Source organism: Paraburkholderia fungorum (assembly GCF_046027215.1).
Lineage (GTDB): Bacteria > Pseudomonadota > Gammaproteobacteria > Burkholderiales > Burkholderiaceae > Paraburkholderia > Paraburkholderia fungorum_D.
On record NZ_JAQQEN010000002.1, the window covers coordinates 1,696,251 to 1,718,118 of the forward strand.

Consider the following 21,868-nt stretch of genomic DNA (forward strand, 5'->3'; position numbering starts at 1 on the left):
CATTTCATACAATCGAGAATGATTCTCGATTATAATTTCAAAATATTACAAGCCGGGCACTGACCCGGCTTTCGCTTGACCTCCCTTCCCCACATCGACATGCCATCCCGAGGCAGCCGATGTCACGTCCGTGCATTTTGCACGCTGATCAGCGACGCCCCGGCCGCTCCGATTTCCTGAATCGCCACTACCACTGATCCACCTCGAAGAACGTCGTTATGAACGTCAACAAGAAGACTTACCACGCCCTCCTGATTGCCACCTCCCTCGTCGGCGCCCGACCCTTGATGGCGCAACAGACCACTCCCGCCTCGGGAAGCGCTGAAAGCACGCTACCCGCGATCGCCGTCAAAGCCGCAGCCGACCGCTCGTACGACACGTCCACGTCGAACACCGCGACGCGAATGAACATGTCGCTGATGGATGTGCCGCAGACGGTCAACGTCCTGCCGCGCGCGCTGCTCGACGAGCAGAACGCGACCTCGCTGCAGGACGCGCTGCGCAACGTGCCCGGCATCGGTTTTTCGGTCGGCGACGGACAGCGCGACCAGATCACCCTGCGCGGCTTTAACAACATCACCGACCAGTACGTCGACGGCATTCGCGACGATGCGCTCTACTATCGCGATCTGTCGAATGTCGAACGCGTCGACGTATTGAAGGGACCCGCTGCCGTGCTCTATGGACGCGGCTCGGCCGGCGGCCTGGTGAATCGCGTGCTGAAAAAGCCCACGGCCGATCCGCAGCAGGAAGTCGGCGTGATCCTCGGCACCGAAGGCGAACGGCGCGGCGAATTCGACCTGGGCTGGAATGCGAACGACGCCGCGCGTTTTCGCGTCACCGGCGCCGCCGAAAACTCCAACAGCTTTCGCGACCAGTTCCAGCTGAACCGGCAGGCGGTGGCGGCTTCCGGGCAATTTCGCATCGACCGCGACACCATCGTGAATCTCGAAGCCGACTATCTGCACGACCGCCGCACTTCCGATCAAGGCCTGCCCGCCTATCTCGGACGCCCGGTCAACGTGCCGATCAATACGTACTACGGCTCCGCGAACGCCGCGAACACCTCCTATAACGACGTCGACGTGAAGAGCGCGACGGCCTCGCTCGATCACCGTTTCAACGATTCGCTGTCCTTGCACACCGCCGTCCGCGCGTACGATTTCTCGCTCGAGCGCAAGAACTACGTCACGTATGAGCCGATCAGGACGGCGGCGAATCCGGTCGTGACGCTCGACCAGAGCACGCGTTTTCGTCAGGATCATGGCGTGGACGGTCTGTTCGAACTCACGCAGAAGGCCACGCTGTTCGGCATGAAGCATGAGGTGCTGTACGGCGTCGAGCTGTCGCAACAGCAGAAGTTCGACACCATCTACTCGACCAACAAGGTCGCGACCTACAACCTCTACAATCCGCAACTCATCGATTTGCCGGGTGTGACGCCGGGCACCCCGGCGAAGACGAATGCATCGACGGTGCTCGGACTCGCCGGCGTCTACGCGCAGGACCTGATCTCGCTGACCGAGCACTGGAAGATCCTCGCCGGTTTGCGTTTCGACTATCTGACGCAGACCCGCAACGACTACACATCGGCACACGTGAATCTGGACCGCACGGACCGCGCGTGGAGTCCGCGCGTCGGCCTGATTTATGAACCGTTCGATTGGGTATCGCTGTACGCATCGTATAGCCAGTCGTTCTCGCCGCTCGCGGATACGCTGATCAGCAGTGGCGCGTTCGCCAACGGTTCGTCGCTGGCGCCGCAGAAAACCACCAGCTTCGAAATCGGCTCGAAGTTCGACCTGGGCCGCGCGAGTGCGAGCGTCGCGTTGTTCGACATGAAGCAGACCAATCAGCAGATCGCCGATCCGTCCAATCCAACATACGCGCTGCCGATCGGCACGCAGCACGTCCGTGGTCTGGAGCTGTCGACGACCGGCGAGATCGCGCCGAAGTGGTCGGTCTATGCGGGTTACGCGTATCTGAATGGGAACGTCGACGGCTCGCCGCAAGCGAGTTCCGCGGGCCTGGTTCTACACGACAACACGCCGGGGCTGATGCCGCGCCATAGCGCGAGCGTGTGGATCAAGCGCGATCTGAAATACGGTTTCTATGCCGCGGGCGGCGCCCAGTTCCAGTCGGCGCGCTATACCTCGGCGAGCGATGCGGTAACGTTGCCGTCGTTCGTGACATTCGACCTCGGCGCGGGCTATCACGGCAAGAATGTCGATGTAGCGCTGACGCTCGACAATCTGTTCGACCGCAAGTACTTCATCTCCGCACACGGCAACGCGGATATGTACAACATGCCGGGCGCGCCGCGCACGCTGACGGTGTCGGCGCGGTGGCATATGTGAACGCGCGAGACGCCGCGATAGTTGCAGCGCGTTGAATGAGAAACCGGGCCTTGCGCCCGGTTTTCTGTTTCAGTCGTCATTCAGTCACGCGCCACTCGGCCGAACGGCCAATCTCACTGCGGCAACACCTCTCCCCGCGTCTCCGGCGCAAACGGAATCACGAACAGGCCGACAATAAACACCACCGCCGTGAGCGCGACCGGCACGCCGAGCGTATGCATATGCAGCACAGCCGCGCCGAGTAGAAAATTGACACCCGCGCCGACAAACCGCCCAAACGACGTGCAGAACGCGAATGCGGTCGCCCGTACGCGCGTTTCAAACTGCTCCGGCAGCCACAAGCTGAACAGCGCGAAATTGCCGCCGAAAAAGCCGAGCACGAAAAGCCACGCAATGAACGGTGCGAGCCCGTTCGGCAGATAGAAAGCCCAGCCGAAGCTACCGACAATCGCTACCGCCATACCCACGAAGTACACCGCCAACGTCTTCCTGCGACCGATGCGTTCGGCCATCGGCGGCAGCGCCAGACAGCCGAGAATCGTCGCAATCGACAGCAGACCGGTCGCGAGCGAAGCGGTTCTGATCGCATCGTTCTTCGCCATGCCAGCTTTGGTGGCGAGCTGGATCACTGCAGAAGGCTCGTACACCGCGCCCGCCCACAAACCAATGATCGCGATGGTCAGGAGAATGCACGCAGCCCACGTGCGGCGCCGGTACGCCGGCCCGAGAATTTCGCGTATCGGGCTCACGCGCACCGTGCCCGCCTCGGCCTTTTGCCACTTCTCCGATTCCTTCACGCGCAGCAGCACCAGAATGGCGACCACGACAGGCACCGCGCCGGTCAGGAACATCGCGCGCCAGCCGTAATGCACGCCGACCGTGTAGTTGAGCGCGGCGGCGAGGAAGAAGCCGGCGTAGTAGCCCGTCTGCAGATAACCGGCGCCCATCTTGCGACGATCTTCAGGCCACGACTCGGCCACATAGGTCCCCGCCAACGCCCACTCGCCACCGATACCCACGCCGGCAATGAAGCGGTAAATGCCGAGCTCCCACACATTGTGCGAGGTAGCGGCAAGCCCCGTAAAAATGGCGAAGGTGAAGATGGTGCCGGCCAGTACTTTGGTGCGGCCAAAGCGATCCGCAAGCGGCCCCCAGATGAACGAGAGCCCCCAGCCGACCAGAAAAAGCGCAAATAGAATCGAACCGGCGAGACCGACATTGGCGGGCGTCGCGGCGTACCCCGAGCGCGGCAACAGTTCGGTCAGAGCGGGCGTCAGCACGAGCGCGTAGATGAACGAATCCATCCCGTCGAGCGTCCAGCCGGCCCACGCGCCCCAAAAGCCTACGATTTGCGAACGATTCAGCGGCGTGCGACGCTTAGTGACCGACGTGCGGTCGGTTAGTGAACTCATCTTGCTCCTCCGGCCCTACGGTTGACGTACGTAACGGGAAACACGGTATGGCGCATCTGTTATCGACTAAATATGCCCGTTGCAACAACGGACAACGCCGACAGCCCGGGTTGAAAAAACTTCCGGGTTTGTCCGCGTGCAAATCGCGTCTTTTTATATATAATATTTGATCCTATGAGCGACGCAACAGATGGTTTTCCCCTGGACGCCCCGGCGCGCGGCCCGCTTCTCCCCGCGGCAGCGCCGCGCGAGAGCACGTCCCGCGTCATCGCGGAGGCGCTGCGCGCGGCGATTGTCGACGGCACGCTCGCGCCTGGCTCGCCATTGCGCCAGGACGCGATCGCGCGGCATTTCTCTGTCAGCGCAATTCCCGTGCGCGAGGCGCTGCGTCAGTTGGAGAGCGAAGGCTGGGCCAAAGCCGCCGTGCACAAAGGCGCGACTGTCGCGCCGTTGTCGGCGGACGAGGCGCGCGAAATCTATGAAATCCGCTCGGCGCTCGAGAGCCTTGCGATTGGCCTCGCGATTCCCCAGCACACCGAGGCCACGTTGCGCGAATCCGCCCGCCTGTGCCGCGCCGCCGAGCGCGAAGCGGACCCGTCCCTGTATGTCGAGCGCAATGTGGCGTTTCATATGAGTCTTTATGCACCGGCCGCGCGTTTGCAACTCGAGGAGATGATCGGCACGCTGCATCGGCGCGGCGAGCGGTATCTGCGCCTGAAGTTCGACTTGCCTTCGTATAAAGGCGAATCCGACAATGAGCACATCGCCTTGCTCGATGCGGTGCAGCGGCGCGACATCCCCGCGGCCCAGTCACTGGTCGTCGCGCATCTGCTTGGCACGGGCGATCTGCTCTATCGTTTCCTGACCGAACGCGCGCTGGCGGAAGCGGCGCTGGCGAATCAACCCAAGCCGCGCGCGAAACGCACGCGTACCACCACCGGGAGCTGAATCCTCCGATGAAACGACCCGCCCAGGCATCCCCCACCGCACGGTCATGGACCACGCTGCGCGACGAAAAGAACCGCCGCCTCGCCGCCATTGCACCGTGGCTGGAAGACGGCGTCCTGCCGTCCCACCGCATTGTCGATGCGCTCGAAACGCTGATTCAGCCGGGCGACCGCGTCGCGCTCGAAGGCGACAACCAGAAGCAGGCTGACTTCCTGTCGCGCTCGCTGGTCAAGGTGGATCCGCAGAAGATTCACGACGTGCATCTGCTGATTTCAAGCATCAGCCGTCCTGAACATCTCACGCTGTTCGAACGCGGCATCGCGCACAAGGTGGATTTCGCGTTTGCCGGACCGCAGAGTCTGCGCGTCGCGCAATTGCTCGAAGACGGCCAGCTGGAAATCGGTTCGATCTATACGTATGTCGAGTTGTACGCGCGGATGTTCGTCGATCTGACGCCACAGGTCGCGCTGCTGTGCGCGGAGAAGGCCGACCGTCATGGCAATCTGTACACCGGCCCGAATACCGAGGACACGCCGACCATCGCCGAAGCCGCGGCGTTCCGGCACGGCATCGTGATCGTGCAGGTCAATGAGATTGTCGATGAACTGCCGCGTGTCGATATCCCGGGCTCATGGGTCGACGTGGTCGTGCAGGCGGACCGGCCGTACGCGGTCGAGCCGCTCTTCACACGCGATCCGCGCCACATCGGCGATCTGCAGGTGCTCACCGCGATGATGGTGATTCGCGGCATCTACGAACCCTATGGCGTCACTTCACTGAATCATGGCATCGGCTTCGATACCGCGGCGATCGAATTGCTCTTGCCCACTTATGGCGAAGCGCTCGGCCTGAAAGGCAAAATCTGCCGCAACTGGACCCTCAACCCGCATCCCACGATGATCCCCGCGATCGAATCCGGTTGGGTCGACAGCATTCATTGCTTCGGCAGCGAAGTCGGCATGGAGGCGTATATCGAGGCGCGGCCCGACGTGTTCTTCACCGGCAACGACGGCAGCCTGCGTTCGAACCGCGTGCTGTGCCAGTTGGCCGGGCAATACGGTGTCGATCTGTTTATTGGCGCGACCTTGCAGCTCGATGCCGACGCGAATTCGTCGACGGTGACGCGTGGACGTCTCGCCGGCTTCGGCGGTGCGCCGAACATGGGTCACGATCCACGCGGCCGGCGCCATTCGAGCGAGGCATGGCTCAAGCTCCTGAAGGATCAAGGGCCGGTATCGCGCGGACACAAGCTGGTCGTGCAGATGGCCGAGACCTACAAGAAAGGCGGCGAGCCGACCTTTGTCGACGAACTCGATGCGGTGGCGGTCGGCGCGCAAAGCGGCATGCCGATCGCCCCCGTGATGATCTACGGCGACGACGTGAGCCATGTGGTCACGGAAGAAGGCATTGCGCATCTGCACAAAGCCGAAGGGGTCGACGAACGGCGCGCCGCGTTGGCCGCGGTGGCGGGCGTGACGCCGATCGGCTTGCGCGCGAAGCCGGAGAAGACGGCCGAGTTGCGCCGGCGCGGCATCGTCGCCTTTCCGGAAGATCTCGGTATCCGCCGCGGCGAAGCGAAGCGCTCGTTGCTGGCGGCCCGTAGCATCGACGATCTGGTGACGTGGTCGGGCGGGCTATACGCGCCGCCGGCAAGCTTCAGGAGCTGGTGAACATGGCGCCCGCTGCCTTGTTCGAGCGCGCGGAGCAAGCGTCCACGCCCGCCGCACGCGCTGATTGGCGCATTGCGGCCGCGCACCGTACACCGTCCGATGCGCAGCTTGCGCGTTTCGCGCTCACGGCGCTCATCGAAGAAGCCCAACTCACGCCGAAACCCGCGCTGGTCGACCGGCGTGGCAGCGGCGCGCATCGAGACCTCGATCTCGCTACCATGCTGCGCTCGGCTCAGGCGCTGGAGCCGACTTTCGCGGCGCTCGCGCATGCGGCGCGGCGGCGTGGCGAGCCGTCCGCCCTGTTGCGTGCCGAACTCGCGCAGATCGGCCGGGCCGGCGAACTGGACATGCTGCATGCCACCGGCGGCAGCAACGCGCATCGCGGCGCGATCTGGATCGTCGGCCTGCTGGTCGCGGGTGCGGCGCTGCCACGCGACGCCGCACCCGAAAGTGCGCTGCAGATCAGCACACGCGCCGCGCAGATTGCCTGCTTCCCGGATCGCTTCGCCGCACCGTCCAATAGTCACGGTGAACGCGCGCGGCAGCGTTACCAGGTGGGCGGCGCCCGCCGCGAAGCGCAGGACGGCTTTCCGCATGTCGTCGAGATCGGCCTGCCGGCATTGCTCGCCGCGCGCGCGCGTGGCGTCGAAGAAAACGCCGCGCGCGTCGATGCCCTGCTCTCGATCATGGCCTCGCTCGACGATACCTGCCTGCTGCATCGGGCAGGTTTGCCTGGCTTGCACGCCGGGCAACACGGCGCGCGCCGCGTACTCGATGCCGGCGGAAGTTCGACACTGGACGGCCGCGCCGCGCTTGCGGCGCTCGAACACGAATTGCTGTCGCTCAATGCATCGCCCGGCGGCGCAGCCGATCTGCTCGCCGCTACCCTTTTTCTCGACATGCTGGCCCATCACGACGCCGGCGGGAGCTCAGTCCCATGGAACATCTGACCTTCGACTATCCGGCGCAACGCGCCGTCACGACACGCGCGCATGTCGGCGTGGTCGGCTCGGGCGATCTGGAAGTGCTGCTGTCGCCGGCCGGCAATGGCGCGGCACTGACCGCGCATGTGGTGGTGCGCACCAGCGTGGACGGCTATAGCCACATCTGGAAGAGCGTGCTCGATCGCTTCTTCACCCGCTACGACGGCGCCGCCCAAATCGAAATCAACGACTTCGGCGCGACGCCCGGCGTCGTCGCATTGCGGCTCGCGGAGGCCGTCGAAGCCGCGGAACTGGGAGACGACGCATGACCACCGCCGCCCCCGCGCCTTCCGCGCCGATGCTGCGCGACAGTTTCATCGAACTGCCGGCGCGCGAACGCGCCCGTGCGCTGCTGGATGAAGGCAGCTTCCGCGAACTGCTCGGACCGTTCGACAAGATCGAGTCGCCCTGGCTGCCGCTGCAGGGTGTCGTCTGCCAGGCGGATGACGGCTGCGTGATCGCGCGCGGCACCATCGACGGCGAGCCGGCGGTGGTCGCCGCGATCGAGTCCGCGTTCCAGGGCGGCAGCATCGGCGAAGTATCGGGCAGCAAGATCGCCGCCGCGCTCGAGATGGCGCTGCGCGACTGCGAACGCGGCACGATCGTGCGCCCTGTCGTGCTGTTCGAAACCGGTGGCGTACGGCTGCAGGAAGCCAATCTCGGCCTCGCGGTGATCGCCGAGATCCAGGCCGCGATCGTCGCGTTGCGCCGGCATGTGCCGGTGGTCGGCGTGATCGCGGGGATGGTCGGCTGCTTTGGCGGCATGTCGCTCGCCGCCGCATTGTGTTCGTACCTCGTTGTGACAAAGCAAGGCCGGCTCGGTATGAACGGGCCCGAGGTGATCGAGCAGGAAGCCGGCATCGATGAACTCGATGCGAGCGATCGCCGCCGCATCTGGCAGTTGATCGGCGGCGAGCAACGCGCGGCGGCCGCGCTCGCGGATACGCTGGTCGACGACGATCCGGAGGCTCTGCGCGACGCCGTTCGCTCGGCCTTCGCGCAAGGCGTGCCGGCGGCGCATCGCAGCGAACAGGTCGAGATCTTTCTGAACCGTCTCGCGCAAATCGATCCGGCCAGTGTCACGCCGGAAACCATGCGTGCGGTTTATAACCCGCCCAATCAGCGTGAGGAGCAGGCATGAGCGACACCACTCCGAGCCGCGGCGCGCGCTGGTTCCGCGCACTGGCCGGCGAATCGTCCAGCGCGGCGCCGGTATGGAGCGGCGATGCCTCGCTCGGCGGCGAAAGCGCCCGCTTCATTGCGGTCGTCCCCGATCCTGAGAACCGCTTTCCGCGCGCGACCGATAACGTCGTGGGCCTCGAACAGGGCTGGCAGCTCGCGCGCGTGGTGCGCGAAGCGATCGCACAGGACGAAGCGAGCGGCGTGCGGCGCCCGATCGTTGCCATCGTCGACGTGAAAAGCCAGGCATACGGCTATCGCGAGGAAATGCTCGGGATTCACCTCGCCTGCGCCGCCGCGGTGGACGCCTATGCATCGGCGCGCGCCGCCGGACATCCCGTGATCGCGCTGATCGTCGGGCCGGCCATGTCGGGCGCCTTCCTCGCACACGGCTATCAGGCCAACCGGATCGTCGCCCTCGATGCGCCCGGCACCATGGTTCATGCGATGGGCAAGGAAGCGGCGGCACGCGTCACGCGGCGCACCGTTGAAGCGCTCGACGCGCTCGGCGAAACCATCGTGCCGATGTCGTATTCGATGGCTTCGTTTGCCAAGCTTGGCCTGCTCGATCAACTGATTGAAGGCGTCGATGCGGACGCGCCGGATGCCGCGCAGATCGAGCGCGTTCGCCAGGTATTGACCGAGCAGATCCGCAGCGCGCGCGCAGGCGGCCGCGATTTGTCGCATCGTCTGGAATCGGCGGCGGCGCAGAAGAATCGCGCGGCGTCGATTGAAGTGCGGCGCCGTCTCGCCGAACAATGGGATGCCGTCTGATGCAGATGTGTGCCGCGCCGCCGTTCGCCGCTGATCGCGCCTTGCCGTGCGATGCACGATGGCGTGCGCATGATTTGCTGCGCTTGCGCCACCTTCCACGGTTCGAAGATGAACCGGCTTGGGTTCGCGAAGCCTTCGAGCGCGCGCCGTATGCAGTCGCGCGGCGCGCGCCGGCCGCCGGGGGTGTCGTCGCGATCGGCTTGCGTGGGCTGGCACGGTCCCAGCGTTACGGCACATGGGCAAATGTGGCCGATATTGAGGTGGTCACGCCGCCTGAAGCGCTGTCGCAGTGTTCGCCCCCCTCCGCACGCGGTACGCTGCCTGCTTTCAGAGTCCTCGCCGCTTTGCAGCGCGATGCCCGCGTGCTGACCGGATTCGTCTGGGGCCCCACCGGCAGCACGGGCTTCGAACTCGCGACGCAGGTGCCGACGGTCACTGCATCGAGCGATCTCGACCTGCTGATTCGCGCGCCGGAACGGCTCCCGTACAACGCCGCCCGTCAGATGCTGGATCATCTGCATGCGCTCGCGCAAGGCGCCGGCATTCGCGTGGATGCGCAACTCGAAACGCCCGCAGGCGGCGTTGCGCTGGCCGAATGGGCAGCGGGCAAAACACGCGTGATGGCACGCCACGCGAAAGGCCCGCAACTGGTTGCCAATCCGTGGGCGACGGCTCACGGTGACGCCTGATGCTCGCGCTGGTGTTTCCCGGTCAAGGGGCCCAGACGGACGGGTTCCTGCACCGCCTCGCGGATCACCACGCCGTGCACGACACGCTCGACGAAGCGTCGCAGGTGCTCGGCCTCGACGTACTCACGCTCGACACACCCGACGCATTGCACTCGACTGTCGCGGTACAGATCGGTTTGACGGTCGCGGGCGTGGCTACCGCGCGCGCACTTGCGGACGAACAGCTTGCGCCGGCAATCAGCGCGGGGTTGTCGGTTGGCGCTTATGCGGCGGCGGTTAGTTGCGGCGCGGTTCGCTTTGCTGACGCGTTGCGGATGGTTCGCAAGCGCGCCGAACTGATGGAGGCGGCGTACCCCTCGGGTTATGGCCTCGCCGCCATTTCAGGTTTGACCGAGCATCAACTGGACACGCTTGCCGCGCAGCATGCGAACGCAGGCCATCCGCGAGTGTATGTCGGCAACGTGAACGCGCCACGCCAGATTGTCATGGCTGGTGCGAACGACGCGCTGGACACGTTTATTGAACGCGCACTGGCGGCAGGCGCGCGCAAGGCAACGCGCCTTGCGGTCAGCGTGCCATCGCATTGCGAACTACTTGCGCATGCCACGGATGAACTGATCGCATACGCGCAGGATGTACCTTTTCACGCGCCGCAAAGCATCTATATTGGCAATCGCGGCGGCCGGCCGTTGTACACCGCCGACGCTATTCGCGACGACCTTGCGACCAATATGCGCTACACCGTGCGCTGGTTCGACGCACTCACCGTCATGCAGGAAATGGGCGCGCGCGTGCTGATCGAAGCGCCGCCAGGCCAGGTGTTGACGGACATTACCCGCGAGCACTTTCCGGACTCTGCCGCGCTGGCCGCGAGCACCTACGCGTTCGACAAACTGGTCGCGACCGCGCGAAGACGCCTCCAACTGGATTGACGCCGGTTCACTGTCGCTTTAACCGACGCCGGCATCTTCGCCTATTCGACAAAGATCTCCTGCAACGTCGACAACGCATTCGACATAAAAAACGCTAGAGCTAGAGAGCCTGTTCTGGCGCGCGTCCGATCGCATGTGTATCGGACGCGGCTGTATCCGGGTGACCGCGTGCGCGGCCCGGCGTCACGACCGCGCCGGTGCCGCCCGGACGCCGCGACGATTTTGCGTGCCGCTCGATCAACCGTTGCAGCAGGCAGAACGCACACAGCAATGCGCCGATCACGATGCGCGTCCACCACGAGCTGAGCGTACCGTCAAAGGTAATCAGCGCCTGGATCGTGCCGAGAATGCCCACGCCAAAGAGCGAGCCGATCACATAGCCGACACCGCCCGTCAGCAGGGTTCCGCCGATCACCGTCGCGGCGATGGCGTCGAGCTCCATCCCCTGTCCCTGCAAGCCGTAGCCCGACAGCACGTAGAACGTGAACACCGCACCGCCGAGCGCCGAACAGAAACCGCTCAGCGCATACACGCCGATCCGCGTACGCGCGATCGGCAAGCCCATCAGCAGCGCCGAGCGCGCATTGCCGCCGATCGCATAGACGTTGCGGCCAAAGCGCGTGAAATGCGCGACATAGATGGCCACAGCCAGCGTCACGAGTGCGATCAACACGTTGGCAGTCACCGAGCCAACGCCGATGTCGAGGCGGAATGCCGAGATCTTCTGGAACGTAGGATCGCTAATCGTGATGGACTGGGTCGTAATGAGAAAGCACAAGCCGCGCGCGAAGAACATGCCGGCGAGCGTCACGATGAATGCCTGCAAACGGAAGAAGTGAATCAACGCGCCTTGCACGGCGCCGAACACCGTCCCCATCAGCAGCACGATCGGCACGATCAGCCAGACAGACACATGCATGTGCTCGGACAGCACCGCTTCGACGATGGTGGTCAGCGCCACCACCGAGCCCACCGACAGATCGATCCCGCCGGACACGATCACAAAGGTCATGCCAATCGCGACGATCAGCAAAAACGCGTTGTCGACCAGCAGATCGAGCAACACTTGCCACGAGAAGAAGCCGGTGTACATCACCGAGCCGAAACCGAACAAGGCGCAGAACAGCAGGATCGTGACGGCGATCGGCAGCGTGCGCGGATCGACGATATGGGCCCAGGCATCGAGGAGTCGTCTCATCGCGCCACCCCGCGATGCGTAACGAACGACATGGCGAGCGAACGCGCCGAGGGTGACTGGATCACACTCACCGCAAGCACCACGGCCGCCTTGACCACGAGGGTTGCTTCAGGCGGCACGCCGATCGAATAGGTGGTGTAGGTGAGCGTCTGGATGATCAGTGCGCCGAGCACGGTACCCGCGAGGCTGAAGCGGCCGCCGAGCAGCGACGTGCCGCCGAGGGTGACCGCCAGGATCGCATCGAGTTCGAGCAGCAACCCGGCATTGTTGCCGTCGGCGCTGCGCACATTCGAGCTGAGGAGAATGCCCGCCATTGATGCAGTCAAACCCGAAAAAGCGTACACCGCGAACACCAGCGCTTTCGAGCGCAACCCGACGAGCCGCGTCGCCACCGGATTGACACCGATCGCGCGAATGAAGAGGCCGAGCGCGGTGCCCTCCACCAGCGCCGCGGTGGCCAGCACGGCAACGGTGGCGATCCACACCGAACACGGCACGCCGAGCCAATAGCCGCCGCCGACGAACAGATAGCCCGGTGCGCCAATCGGAATGATCTGCCCGGCCGTCAGCAGTTGCGCGATGCCACGCCCGGCAACCATCAGGATCAACGTCGCGATGATCGGTTGCATGCCGACAAAGGACACCAGCAGCCCATTCCACATCCCGCTCAATACGCCGACAATCAGCGCTGCGATCAACGCCTGCGCGATCAGCCCGGCACCCGGCGCGGGTTGCGTTGCCAGGATCGTGGCGGCCGCGGCGCCGGCAATCGCCACTACCGCGCCGACCGAAATGTCGATGCCGCGCGTCGCGATCACAAGCGTCATGCCGGTGGCGACCAGCGCGAGCGGCGCGGCGCGATTCAGTACGTCGATCGGTGCGCCGAACAGGTGGCCGTCGAGCATACGCAACGACAGAAAATGCGGATTCACCCACAGATTGAGGATGCACAACAAAACCAGCGTCACACACGGCCAGATCAACGGACGCTCCACGCCGTCGCGCACGAACCAGTTCGATAGCTTCATTCGCCGCTCCCCGCGATGAGTCGATAGATGTTGTCTTCGTTCGACGCGGTGCCGGCCACCTCCGCGATCTTGCGGCGGTCGCGCAGCACCGCTACGCGATGACTGACGCGCAGCACTTCGCTGATCTCCGACGAGATGAACAGGATACTCAGGCCGTTCGCGCACAACGCCAGCAAACGGTCCATGATGTCGAACTTGGCCGCGACGTCGATACCGCGTGTGGGCTCATCGAGAATGAGCAGTTTGGGGTCGGTGGCAAGCCAGCGCGCCAGTAACGCCTTCTGCTGGTTTCCACCTGAAAGAAGCGCGATGGGCTGCTCGGCGTCCGCCGTCTTGATGCCGAGCCGCTCGATCCACTGATCCGCCAGTTCGCGCGCGCGATGCCGGTTGATCTTGCGCAGCCAGCCGCGCCTCGCCTGCAACGCCAGCAGGATATTCTCGCGGATCGACAACTCGGCGACGATGCCCTCCTTCTTGCGGTCTTCGGCGCAATAGCCGATGCCGTGACGGACCGCATCGCGCGGCGAACGCAGCCGTACAGCGCGGCCTTCCACCATGATGGTGCCGCTGTCGGCGCGATCGGCGCCAAACAGCAGACGCGCCGTTTCCGTGCGGCCGGAGCCGAGCAACCCGGCCAGGCCCAGAATCTGGCCCGGCTGCACGTCGAGATCGATCGGTTGCATCGTGCCTCGCTTGCCGACCCCGCGCAATTCGATGAACGGCTGGCCGCCCTGCTTGCCCTGCGGCCCGGCCTGGACATCGTGCGCGACGTGCGCCGCCTCGCGCAAACGCGCGCTCATCCGCTCGTGACCGACCATCTTCGAGACCAGTTGATCGGCCGGCAGATCGCGCGCGAGGTATTCGCCTTCGCGTTCGCCATTACGCATGACGGTGATGCGATCGGAGATGGCGTAAGTCTGCTCGATAAAATGCGTGACAAACAGAATCGCAATACCCGATTGCTTAAGATGCCGAAGTATTTTGAAAAGCTGGGCAACTTCGCTGTCATCGAGGCTCGAGGTCGGTTCGTCGAGAATCAGCACGCGCGCGTCGACCGACAGTGCCCGGGCGATCGCCACCATCTGCTGCACGGCGATCGGATAGGCGTCGAGCGAGCGGGTGACGTCGAGCGACACATCGAGGCGTGCGAGCGCCGCCTGGGCGCGCCGCTTGATATCGGGCCAATCAATCGCGCCAAAGCGCCTGGGCTGCCGCCCCGCGAAAATGTTCTCCGCCACCGAGAGGTTCGGGCACAGATTCACCTCCTGATACAGCGTGCGCACGCCGGCCGCTTCCGCTTCCTGCGGCGAGGCGAACGCGACCATCTCGCCGCCGAGGTGGATCGTGCCCGCGTCGGGCGCGACTACGCCGGTTAGCACGTTGATCAGGGTGGATTTGCCGGCGCCGTTCTGCCCCATCAGCGTATGAATCTCGCCAGGAAACAGGCGGAAGTCGACCCGCTGAAGCGCTTTGACGCCCGGAAACGTCTTGCTGACGCCGGCGGTGGCAAGAATGGGCTCGAGTTCGTTCGAGGTAAAGGCCGCGCCGGTGTCGATTGCGACTGTGTTGATGGCCGGCGGATGCGGTTCGGAAGCGGGATGCGTCATAAACCTCGCTCGATCGGCGGTGCAGTGAGTCGGTAGGGTCAGCGGAAAAGAGACCGCCCGCTAACGAAGCAGCCGGGCGGTCAGGCACCACTGGAGAAACCCTTGCAATCTATCCGTATTTCGCCTTCGTCCAGTAGGACGCTCAGTACTTGCGTGTCGGCAAAGTCTGGGCCGCGACGCTCATCGGGAAGACGGTTTCTTCCGTCAGGATACGCTTGGGCAGCGGCTTGCCAGCCACCACATCTTTCACGGCCGACATCAGTTGCGGTCCCAGCAGCGGACTGCACTCCACATCGACGTTCATCTTGCCCGCGGCCATCGCCTGGAAGCCGCCCTTGGTCGCGTCGAACGACACCACGACGATGTCTTTGCCCGGATGCATGCCGGCCTCTTCCATCGCCTGGATGGCGCCAAGCGCCATATCGTCGTTATGCGCATAAACTACATTTATTTTATTTCCATAAGTTTTTATAAATGCTTCCATCACCTGCTTGCCGCCGGCAAGCGTAAAGTCGCCGCTTTGCGACGCGATGATCTTGAATTTGGGATCGCTCTTGATGACTTCGATCAGACCGGAGTGCCGGTCATTAGCCGGCGCCGAGCCGACCGTTCCCTGAAGTTCAGCGATGTTGATGGGGCCCGGATCACTTTTATAGTGATCCGCGAGCCAATGGCCGCCGCGCCGACCTTCTTCCATGAAGTCGGAACCGATCATCGTCACGTAGAGCGACGTGTCCTTCACGTCGATGTTGCGGTCAGTCAGGATGACGGGAATTTTCGCAGCCTTGGCCTCGCGCAAGACAGGCTCCCAGCCCGATTCGACCACCGGCGAAAACGCGATCACGTCGACTTTCTGCGCAATGTAGGAGCGGATCGCCTTGATCTGGTTTTCCTGCTTTTGCTGGGCGTCCGAGAATTTGAGCTTGATCTTCGCTTCCGCGGCCGCGGACTTGACCGATTCGGTATTGGCCGTGCGCCATGCGCTTTCCGCGCCGACCTGCGCGAAGCCGAGCGTGATCTGCTTGTCTTGCGCGTATGCGCCTGGCGTTGCCAGCGTCAGCGCTCCGATGCCCGCGAATGCGAGTGCGCCTAACGCACGACAAGCGGCGCGTCGTGTATTCGCCATGACTGTCTCCTGATCGTTGTTGTGTTGGCGACCCATCAAACCGCCCGCCGCTGCCGGCCCTTCGCGGAGCGTGGATCGTGATGTAGCGTAGTGTCTGGGGCGTTACCCGTCCAATCATATGATTCGAGTCCGCGATACCAATTTTGGTATCGCGTGTGGGATCGGCCGTGGATGGACGTGGACAGGATTGCGCAGCTTGCTCCCGTATCGGCGGCAATCCGCAGCGCATCAGGTGTGCTTTTTATGTGTTTAAGTGCTCCGCGGCCGATTCACACGAAAGGCCTAGCGGACGAGCTCGCGCGGCGTCACCCAACGGAACGTGAGATTGATCCGTTCGCCCGCCACGCGCGGCTCTTTCGGCACACGATGCCGCCAGTCGGCCTGCGTACTGCCCTTCATCACCAGCAGGCTACCGCCCTTCAGCGAAAACGACTGCATGACACCGGTCTTGTTGTGCCGCAAATCGAACGTGCGCGCCACACCCAGGCTGACCGATGCGATCACAGGCTGGGCGCCGAGCTCAGGCTCGCGGTCGGCGTGCCACCCCATGCTATCGGCGCCGCTGCGATAGCGATTGATCAGCACGCTATTAAAGCGCGCGTCGCAGACGGCCTCAGCGGCAGACTTCAGTTCGGCGACGGTGCGGGTCCACGGCTGCGGTACGTTCCGTATGCCCGAATAGACATAGACCGCGTCCGGTTCGCCCTGCCAGGCCGTCAACCGTGGCAGCGGCACACGGCCGGCGGGCGTGCCGATCATGTCCTGACGCCACTCGACTTCGTCGATGAGTTGCGCCAGCGCGCGCGCTGCTGCGTCGGGCGCCAGCCAGTCCGGGTACCACGCGACGTCGGGCGTGGGAAGGTCATCGAAAAGATCCGTCATGAGATTGCCTGGATGCGCTTGCGTACGCAGCACGTGCCCGAGTGATTACCTTGGCTATTATGGCGGCTACGGCGGCGCCACTCACGCATGCGGGTTGCGTTGTCATTCGCTTCTTTCACTCTGGACCCTACCGGAACACCATCATGATTCTTTCAGATCAGGCGCTCGATCAGCTCTTTCGCGAAGCGCGCACGCATAACGGCTGGCAGCCCAAACCGGTGGACGATGCCGTGCTCAGGCAGCTCACCGAACTCGTGCTGCTCGGGCCGACTTCGGCGAATTCGAGTCCCGGCCGCTTCGTCTATGTCAAAACGCCGGAAGGAAAAGAGAAGCTGCGCCCAGCCCTGTCGCCCGGCAATCTCGAGAAGACGATGGCGGCGCCGGTTACGGTGATCGTCGGGATGGATATGGCGTTTTACGAGCATCTGCCGAAACTGTTTCCGCATGCCGACGCGCGCAGCTGGTTTGCCGGCAACGACAAGGCGATCTCGGACACGGCCTTTCGCAATTCGACGCTGCAAGGCGGCTATCTGATTCTCGCCGCACGCGCGCTCGGTCTGGACACCGGTGCGATGTCGGGCTTTGATGCGGCAAAGGTCGACGAAGCCTTCTTCGCAGGCACCAGCGTGAAGGCGAACTTCCTGATTAACCTGGGCTACGGCGACGCGTCGATACTGTTCCAACGCAGCCCCCGCTTCACTTTCGACGAAGCCGCGCGGATCGCCTGAACGGAGTCCGGACGCGCCGGTGTTGATGCCGGCGCGTTTATCTGAGGAGCGCCACGTAGAACACGAGGGCGCCGATCAACGCGCCGATAAAACAGAAGCCTTCCTCCGCTTCGTCGCCATTGGAGCGCAACCACGCACCGACGACACCGAACAGGCCGGCGATACCCAACGCGACGCACACCATCACCACATCGAACAACGCGCTTTTGCCAAGTTCCGAAAAGTCGATGTCGCGCACGCCGAAGTACAAGCCGATTGCCATCAGGGATATGACCACCAGCGGCAGCATCACGTGGCTTCCCTCATACCCCACGTGGTGCGCGTGATGTTCGTGGTGCAGTTGATTACCTGATCTGAGCAGTTTCATCATGCGTCTCCTGCCTCGCCCTCTGCCGGCGATAGAACGAACCGCCGCCGAGCCGCTACGGCCAGGTGCAGCGCGGTTCACTTTCAGCATAGTCCACGCGCGAACTCAATTCAAAGACCATTTAATTAGTTGCCGCGGCCACTTCAATGTGTCTCATGTAGGTGCGCGGATGCTGCAATGCGGGAGTTGCCGCCATCGGCAGTCGTGCGCAGGGTCGCGCCGTTCGACTCGAATCCAGCATGGCCGGCAAGCGACTGCACATCTCGGTAGAATGATTCGGCCCGTCCGCTATCTCATTACTCCGCCTGACGGGCAACCGCCGCCATCTACCGATCGTGTCGGCCCCTTCCCGCCTCTATCCTCTCTATGCGCCGCTCATCGTTTCTCGTTCGTTTCATCCTGATTGGCATCCTGCTGCATATCTATGTCGGTTTCCGTCTGATTCCGGATCTGCCAATCAATGCTACCGGCCGGTGGCTGTGTGCGTTGTGGCTGGTCTTGTCGATCTTTCTGATTCCGCTCGGCATGCTGGCGCGCACCATCAAACGGCAACCACTCAGCGACCGGTTCGCGTGGGTCGGTCTTCTGGCGATGGGCTTCTTTTCCTCACTGCTGGTGCTGACTTTCGCGCGTGACCTGGTACTCGCATCGCTCCTGACCGTCGATGCCATCTGGCCGAACACCGTCGGCCTCGCGCATTTGCGTACCGACTCCGCCGCGGCCGTGCCATTGCTCGCGTTGCTCTCGACGCTGATTGGGCTGTTCAACGCGAGACGCCGTGCCCGGGTCGTGACGATCGAGGTGCCGATCGACGATCTGCCGCCCGCGCTCGACGGTTTCACAATCGTCCAGATCAGCGATATTCACGTTGGCCCGACCATCAAGCGCCGTTACGTCGACGCGATCGTTGACGCGGTGAATCGTCTGAAGCCGGACCTGATTGCCGTCACCGGCGATGTGGTAGACGGCACCGTGGCGCAATTGACCAACCATACCCAGCCACTGTCGCGTCTCAGCGCACGGCACGGCGCCTTCCTCGTGACCGGCAATCACGAGTATTACGCGGGCGCGAACGCATGGATCGACGAATTCCGGCGCCTTGGACTGAACGTGCTGCTTAACGAGCACGTGATCGTGAATCATGACGGCGCACGCGCCGTCATTGCCGGTGTGACCGACTACTCGGCCGGGCATCACGATCCACTGCATCGTAGCGACCCGGTCGCTGCACTTGCCGGTGCACCCGGCGACGTGTTGATCAAGGTGCTGCTCGCCCACCAGCCACGGTCCGCGGAAGCAGCGGCGGCGGCCGGCTTCACGCTTCAGCTTTCCGGCCATACGCACGGTGGTCAATTCTTCCCGTGGAATTTCTTTGTGCGCTTACAGCAGCCATTCACCGCCGGTCTCGCTCGCCTGAATGGATTGTGGGTGTACACGAGCCGCGGCACCGGCTACTGGGGTCCGCCGAAACGCCTCGGTGCGCCTTCGGAAATCACGCGATTGCGGCTCGTGCCTGGCGAGCCTGAATAAAGGACTACGCCGCGCAGGATCGCGCGGCAAAAAAAAAGCGCGGATGCCTCCTGGAAGGACATCCGCGCGCCGGCGCAAATGCGCCGCTTCGGCTTATATGGGTTACTGCGCCGGCGCCACGGCCACGCTGACCTGCGGCGTGTATGCCACTGACACCTGCATGCCCGGCGTCACGTTAGCGATCTTGGCCGGCTCACGCCCCTGAATGTGAAACACCGCGCCATTCGAACCCTTCAAGGACATGATGCCGGAAGCGTGATCGATCGCCTGAACTTCTGCGGCCACGCCCTGCACGGTATCCCCCGCGGCGGGTTGCGCCGCCACGGCGTGACCCGCCGCGCCACGCGTGACGCTAACGATTGCGTTGCGCGTCATCCGGATGTGCACCTTGCCACCTGGCTTGACCTGCCCGAGGCTGCCGGCATCCGTAACCGTGAACGACGCTTCACCACCCTGCGCGTCAATGACGGTCACCGAATGTTTCGCCTGATCGACTGATTTCACGACACCGTCAGCCTGCAGCGTGCTGCTGCCTTCAAAGGGAGCGGGCAAACCAGCGGCGAAAGAGACGAGCGGAGCAGCGGCCAGCAATGTACCGGCAATCATGCCAAGAGCTTTATTTTTCATACATTCCTCAATTGGGTGAACAGCGGAAAGCGACGGCGCCGTGCTGATCGAAGGCGCGCGGATCATGGCGCATGGCCTGCCGAACAACCCTTGTGCAAAATCGTGAGAAGACGAGACGCGGACTGAGCACCGAAAAAAACGGCACGACGGGTCCCGAAGTGTCCAGACAGTGTGTTTTCCGGGATGGACTCCGTCAATATTCGGAGTCCGTATTTATATGGAGATAAATCCGAGTTCACTGCGGAAATTTCCTCGTGTTTGAGAAAACCCGCTTGTCGCCAGACTTCTTCGCAGCTTGACTTACCTTTACAGAGCTGCCTAAAATTCGCCCAGTTTATTCAACCGGAATCACGATCTTGGACAGTAGCACTAGTACCAGTCGAGCTTCGATTCGCCTGATCGCCTGATCGGCAAGATTTCCGCGCCAGCCATTTGCCTGTCGCCGTCTTGCCTTCGGGCCCGACGGTGCACGTCGCTCATACCCTAGCACTACCCATAAAGGACCGCGTGGCTCGATGCCTTGCGGATACTCCATGACATTCGCGCCGCGAGCCCGGGCCCGAGCGAATTGTCTCGCCTGACCGTATCTGCGTTCCACGTCGGGATACGCGCTGCTGTCACGCGTAGCGTTCACACTGTGCGAACACGCGCATCAATCTTTCTTATCGATGACACTAGAATTCGTCTCGCGGCTCCTTGCCGCTTTCGCCTGCGGCGTCGCGATCGGCCTCGAACGGCAGATGCGGCAGCGCAATGCCGGCCTGCGCACGATCACCCTGGTCGCCAGCGGCGCGTGCCTGTTCGTGACGCTTGGCGTGTTGACCGGCAACGGCACGGCCGGCATCACGCAGATCGCCGCATATGTCGTATCAGGCGTCGGCTTTCTCGGCGGCGGCGTGATCATGCGCGACAAAGGTTCCATTCAGGGAATCAATACCGCCGCGACCTTGTGGTGTTCTGCGGCTGTCGGCGTATTGTGCGGCGCGGGCCACTACGGCCCGGCCCTTGCCGGTACCGTGGTCGTCCTGCTGACCAATACGGTGCTGCGCGAAGTGAGCCGGATGATCAATGCGACGCCGGTTTCAAACGCAGACCTGGTACGCGAGTATGTGCTGACGATAGTCTGCCGGGAGGCCGATGAGATTCACATTCGCACCGCGGTTTCCAATTCGATGTATTCCACACCGCTGTCCTTTCAGAGCCTGACAAGCGAAGACGTCGAAGACGATGTGGGACGCATTCGCGTGACGGCGACCCTGAAGCTCCACCCGAAAGATCAGCCGAAGCTCGAACAGATGGCGAGTCGCCTCAGCATGGAAAAGAGCGTGTCCAGCGTGAGCTGGACTGCCAGGGAAGCGGAGCCGACGCCGGAGTAACCCACGTCAGTGTAAGTTCCCCATATTCGCGTGCATCGTCTACACTTAGCTTGCAATAGATTCAGACAATGTTAATTCTGCGCCCTGAATATGGACTGTCCCATAGCCTTCGACTAAGCTCTGTCACCGTGAATTTTTCACACTCAACCATGGAGTCTCGATTATGGAACACGGCATCATTGCATGGCTCATCATCGGCGCGATCGCCGGCTGGCTGGCTGGCGTGCTTGTCAAAGGCGGCGGCTTCGGCCTGATCGTAGACATCATTGTCGGGATCGTCGGCGCGTTCATCGGTGGCTGGCTTGCCGGCGTGCTGCATATTTCGCTCGGCGGAGGCTGGATCGGCTCGATCATTACTGCGGCAATCGGCGCGGTCATTCTCTTGTTCCTGATCCGGCTTGTCCGCAGAGGAACCTGATGTAATTCGGCGTCAGGAGCGAATGCCGCCTGACGCC

The 21,868-nt window shown here is 63.2% G+C and carries 21 protein-coding genes; 13 read left to right on the forward strand and 8 right to left on the reverse strand.

All coding sequences use genetic code 11. The features are described from left to right. The first annotated feature begins 218 nt into the window (after positions 1–218). Positions 219–2,357 carry a TonB-dependent receptor gene (locus tag PQR27_RS28100; protein WP_408526863.1) on the forward strand — a complete coding sequence of 713 codons (2,139 nt, stop codon included), beginning with the start codon at positions 219–221 and terminating at the stop codon, positions 2,355–2,357. A gap of 113 nt (positions 2,358–2,470) precedes the next feature. Here PQR27_RS28100 and PQR27_RS28105 read toward each other — a convergent pair whose 3' ends face one another. Beyond that, positions 2,471–3,769, reverse strand: a complete 1,299-nt coding sequence (locus PQR27_RS28105) for an MFS transporter (protein ID WP_408526864.1) — start codon at positions 3,767–3,769, stop codon at positions 2,471–2,473. Between the two features lie 174 nt (positions 3,770–3,943). On the opposite strand from PQR27_RS28105, the gene PQR27_RS28110 reads away from it, so the two are divergent. The 8 genes from PQR27_RS28110 to mdcH are packed head-to-tail and all read left to right on the forward strand — an operon-like array spanning position 3,944 to position 10,944. Beyond that, the gene (locus tag PQR27_RS28110) at positions 3,944–4,717 is read left to right on the forward strand and encodes a GntR family transcriptional regulator (RefSeq protein WP_408526865.1); all 774 of its coding nucleotides are present in this window, start codon (positions 3,944–3,946) and stop codon (positions 4,715–4,717) included. An 8-nt stretch (positions 4,718–4,725) separates the two neighbouring features. Beyond that, positions 4,726–6,387 carry a malonate decarboxylase subunit alpha gene (gene mdcA, locus PQR27_RS28115; RefSeq protein WP_408526866.1) on the forward strand — a complete coding sequence of 554 codons (1,662 nt, stop codon included), beginning with the start codon at positions 4,726–4,728 and terminating at the stop codon, positions 6,385–6,387. A 2-nt stretch (positions 6,388–6,389) separates the two neighbouring features. Then, the gene (locus PQR27_RS28120; RefSeq protein ID WP_408526867.1) at positions 6,390–7,337 is read left to right on the forward strand and encodes a triphosphoribosyl-dephospho-CoA synthase; all 948 of its coding nucleotides are present in this window, start codon (positions 6,390–6,392) and stop codon (positions 7,335–7,337) included. Continuing rightward, positions 7,325–7,639, forward strand: coding sequence for a malonate decarboxylase subunit delta (locus PQR27_RS28125; protein ID WP_408526868.1), 315 nt, complete (start codon positions 7,325–7,327; stop codon positions 7,637–7,639). Before PQR27_RS28120 ends, PQR27_RS28125 begins: the two co-directional genes overlap by 13 nt. Next, positions 7,636–8,511, forward strand: a complete 876-nt coding sequence (locus tag PQR27_RS28130; RefSeq protein WP_408526869.1) for a biotin-independent malonate decarboxylase subunit beta — start codon at positions 7,636–7,638, stop codon at positions 8,509–8,511. The genes PQR27_RS28125 and PQR27_RS28130 overlap by 4 nt, the downstream gene beginning before the upstream one ends. After that, on the forward strand, positions 8,508–9,323 hold the full coding sequence (gene mdcE / locus PQR27_RS28135; RefSeq protein WP_408526870.1) for a biotin-independent malonate decarboxylase subunit gamma: 816 nt from the start codon (positions 8,508–8,510) through the stop codon (positions 9,321–9,323). Before PQR27_RS28130 ends, mdcE begins: the two co-directional genes overlap by 4 nt. Further along, positions 9,323–10,012 carry a malonate decarboxylase holo-ACP synthase gene (locus tag PQR27_RS28140; protein ID WP_408526871.1) on the forward strand — a complete coding sequence of 230 codons (690 nt, stop codon included), beginning with the start codon at positions 9,323–9,325 and terminating at the stop codon, positions 10,010–10,012. The genes mdcE and PQR27_RS28140 overlap by 1 nt, the downstream gene beginning before the upstream one ends. Continuing rightward, entirely contained in the window at positions 10,012–10,944 is a 933-nt protein-coding gene (mdcH, locus tag PQR27_RS28145) for a malonate decarboxylase subunit epsilon (RefSeq protein WP_408526872.1), read from the forward strand. The genes PQR27_RS28140 and mdcH overlap by 1 nt, the downstream gene beginning before the upstream one ends. A gap of 100 nt (positions 10,945–11,044) precedes the next feature. Here the strand turns inward: mdcH and yjfF are convergent, their stop codons facing one another. The 5 genes from yjfF to PQR27_RS28170 form a co-directional block, all read right to left on the reverse strand. Continuing rightward, on the reverse strand, positions 11,045–12,142 hold the full coding sequence (yjfF, locus tag PQR27_RS28150) for a galactofuranose ABC transporter, permease protein YjfF (RefSeq protein WP_408526873.1): 1,098 nt from the start codon (positions 12,140–12,142) through the stop codon (positions 11,045–11,047). Next, the gene (locus PQR27_RS28155) at positions 12,139–13,170 is read right to left on the reverse strand and encodes an ABC transporter permease (protein WP_408526874.1); all 1,032 of its coding nucleotides are present in this window, start codon (positions 13,168–13,170) and stop codon (positions 12,139–12,141) included. The genes yjfF and PQR27_RS28155 overlap by 4 nt, the downstream gene beginning before the upstream one ends. Further along, positions 13,167–14,777 (reverse strand): sugar ABC transporter ATP-binding protein, encoded by a 1,611-nt coding sequence (locus PQR27_RS28160; protein WP_408526875.1) that lies wholly within the window; start codon positions 14,775–14,777, stop codon positions 13,167–13,169. The genes PQR27_RS28155 and PQR27_RS28160 overlap by 4 nt, the downstream gene beginning before the upstream one ends. 142 nt (positions 14,778–14,919) lie before the next feature. Continuing rightward, positions 14,920–15,903, reverse strand: a complete 984-nt coding sequence (locus PQR27_RS28165; protein WP_408526876.1) for an ABC transporter substrate-binding protein — start codon at positions 15,901–15,903, stop codon at positions 14,920–14,922. A 282-nt stretch (positions 15,904–16,185) separates the two neighbouring features. Then, positions 16,186–16,785 (reverse strand): alpha-ketoglutarate-dependent dioxygenase AlkB family protein, encoded by a 600-nt coding sequence (locus PQR27_RS28170; protein ID WP_408526877.1) that lies wholly within the window; start codon positions 16,783–16,785, stop codon positions 16,186–16,188. 143 nt (positions 16,786–16,928) lie between these two features. Between PQR27_RS28170 and PQR27_RS28175 the strand changes: the two genes are divergently transcribed. Then, on the forward strand, positions 16,929–17,513 hold the full coding sequence (locus tag PQR27_RS28175) for a malonic semialdehyde reductase (RefSeq protein ID WP_408526878.1): 585 nt from the start codon (positions 16,929–16,931) through the stop codon (positions 17,511–17,513). A 37-nt stretch (positions 17,514–17,550) separates the two neighbouring features. On the opposite strand, the gene PQR27_RS28180 is transcribed toward PQR27_RS28175, so the two are convergent. After that, complete coding sequence (locus PQR27_RS28180; protein WP_408528324.1) at positions 17,551–17,880, reverse strand: hypothetical protein; 330 nt, start codon at positions 17,878–17,880, stop codon at positions 17,551–17,553. A gap of 366 nt (positions 17,881–18,246) precedes the next feature. On the opposite strand from PQR27_RS28180, the gene PQR27_RS28185 reads away from it, so the two are divergent. Then, positions 18,247–19,410, forward strand: a complete 1,164-nt coding sequence (locus PQR27_RS28185) for a metallophosphoesterase (protein WP_408526879.1) — start codon at positions 18,247–18,249, stop codon at positions 19,408–19,410. Positions 19,411–19,512: 102 nt separating this feature from the next. On the opposite strand, the gene PQR27_RS28190 is transcribed toward PQR27_RS28185, so the two are convergent. Beyond that, the gene (locus tag PQR27_RS28190; protein WP_408526880.1) at positions 19,513–20,037 is read right to left on the reverse strand and encodes a hypothetical protein; all 525 of its coding nucleotides are present in this window, start codon (positions 20,035–20,037) and stop codon (positions 19,513–19,515) included. 668 nt (positions 20,038–20,705) lie between these two features. On the opposite strand from PQR27_RS28190, the gene PQR27_RS28195 reads away from it, so the two are divergent. After that, positions 20,706–21,413: an MgtC/SapB family protein gene (locus PQR27_RS28195; protein WP_408526881.1), complete on the forward strand. Its 708-nt coding sequence runs from the start codon at positions 20,706–20,708 to the stop codon at positions 21,411–21,413. Positions 21,414–21,576: 163 nt separating this feature from the next. Further along, positions 21,577–21,831, forward strand: coding sequence for a GlsB/YeaQ/YmgE family stress response membrane protein (locus tag PQR27_RS28200; RefSeq protein ID WP_408526882.1), 255 nt, complete (start codon positions 21,577–21,579; stop codon positions 21,829–21,831). The last annotated feature ends 37 nt before the right edge of the window (positions 21,832–21,868 follow it).

Coding starts and splice junctions, on each gene's coding strand:
- PQR27_RS28190 (WP_408526880.1), bottom strand. CDS start 20,037: ATGAAAAATAAAGCTCTTGGCATGATTGCCGGTACATTGCTGGCCGCT.
- PQR27_RS28120 (WP_408526867.1), top strand. CDS start 6,390: ATGGCGCCCGCTGCCTTGTTCGAGCGCGCGGAGCAAGCGTCCACGCCC.
- PQR27_RS28185 (WP_408526879.1), top strand. CDS start 18,247: ATGCGCCGCTCATCGTTTCTCGTTCGTTTCATCCTGATTGGCATCCTG.
- PQR27_RS28175 (WP_408526878.1), top strand. CDS start 16,929: ATGATTCTTTCAGATCAGGCGCTCGATCAGCTCTTTCGCGAAGCGCGC.
- PQR27_RS28125 (WP_408526868.1), top strand. CDS start 7,325: ATGGAACATCTGACCTTCGACTATCCGGCGCAACGCGCCGTCACGACA.
- PQR27_RS28130 (WP_408526869.1), top strand. CDS start 7,636: ATGACCACCGCCGCCCCCGCGCCTTCCGCGCCGATGCTGCGCGACAGT.
- PQR27_RS28200 (WP_408526882.1), top strand. CDS start 21,577: ATGGAACACGGCATCATTGCATGGCTCATCATCGGCGCGATCGCCGGC.
- PQR27_RS28160 (WP_408526875.1), bottom strand. CDS start 14,777: ATGACGCATCCCGCTTCCGAACCGCATCCGCCGGCCATCAACACAGTC.
- PQR27_RS28155 (WP_408526874.1), bottom strand. CDS start 13,170: ATGAAGCTATCGAACTGGTTCGTGCGCGACGGCGTGGAGCGTCCGTTG.
- PQR27_RS28165 (WP_408526876.1), bottom strand. CDS start 15,903: ATGGCGAATACACGACGCGCCGCTTGTCGTGCGTTAGGCGCACTCGCA.
- yjfF (WP_408526873.1), bottom strand. CDS start 12,142: ATGAGACGACTCCTCGATGCCTGGGCCCATATCGTCGATCCGCGCACG.
- PQR27_RS28170 (WP_408526877.1), bottom strand. CDS start 16,785: ATGACGGATCTTTTCGATGACCTTCCCACGCCCGACGTCGCGTGGTAC.
- PQR27_RS28180 (WP_408528324.1), bottom strand. CDS start 17,880: ATGAAACTGCTCAGATCAGGTAATCAACTGCACCACGAACATCACGCG.
- PQR27_RS28195 (WP_408526881.1), top strand. CDS start 20,706: ATGACACTAGAATTCGTCTCGCGGCTCCTTGCCGCTTTCGCCTGCGGC.
- PQR27_RS28110 (WP_408526865.1), top strand. CDS start 3,944: ATGAGCGACGCAACAGATGGTTTTCCCCTGGACGCCCCGGCGCGCGGC.
- PQR27_RS28105 (WP_408526864.1), bottom strand. CDS start 3,769: ATGAGTTCACTAACCGACCGCACGTCGGTCACTAAGCGTCGCACGCCG.
- PQR27_RS28140 (WP_408526871.1), top strand. CDS start 9,323: ATGCAGATGTGTGCCGCGCCGCCGTTCGCCGCTGATCGCGCCTTGCCG.
- mdcE (WP_408526870.1), top strand. CDS start 8,508: ATGAGCGACACCACTCCGAGCCGCGGCGCGCGCTGGTTCCGCGCACTG.
- mdcA (WP_408526866.1), top strand. CDS start 4,726: ATGAAACGACCCGCCCAGGCATCCCCCACCGCACGGTCATGGACCACG.
- mdcH (WP_408526872.1), top strand. CDS start 10,012: ATGCTCGCGCTGGTGTTTCCCGGTCAAGGGGCCCAGACGGACGGGTTC.
- PQR27_RS28100 (WP_408526863.1), top strand. CDS start 219: ATGAACGTCAACAAGAAGACTTACCACGCCCTCCTGATTGCCACCTCC.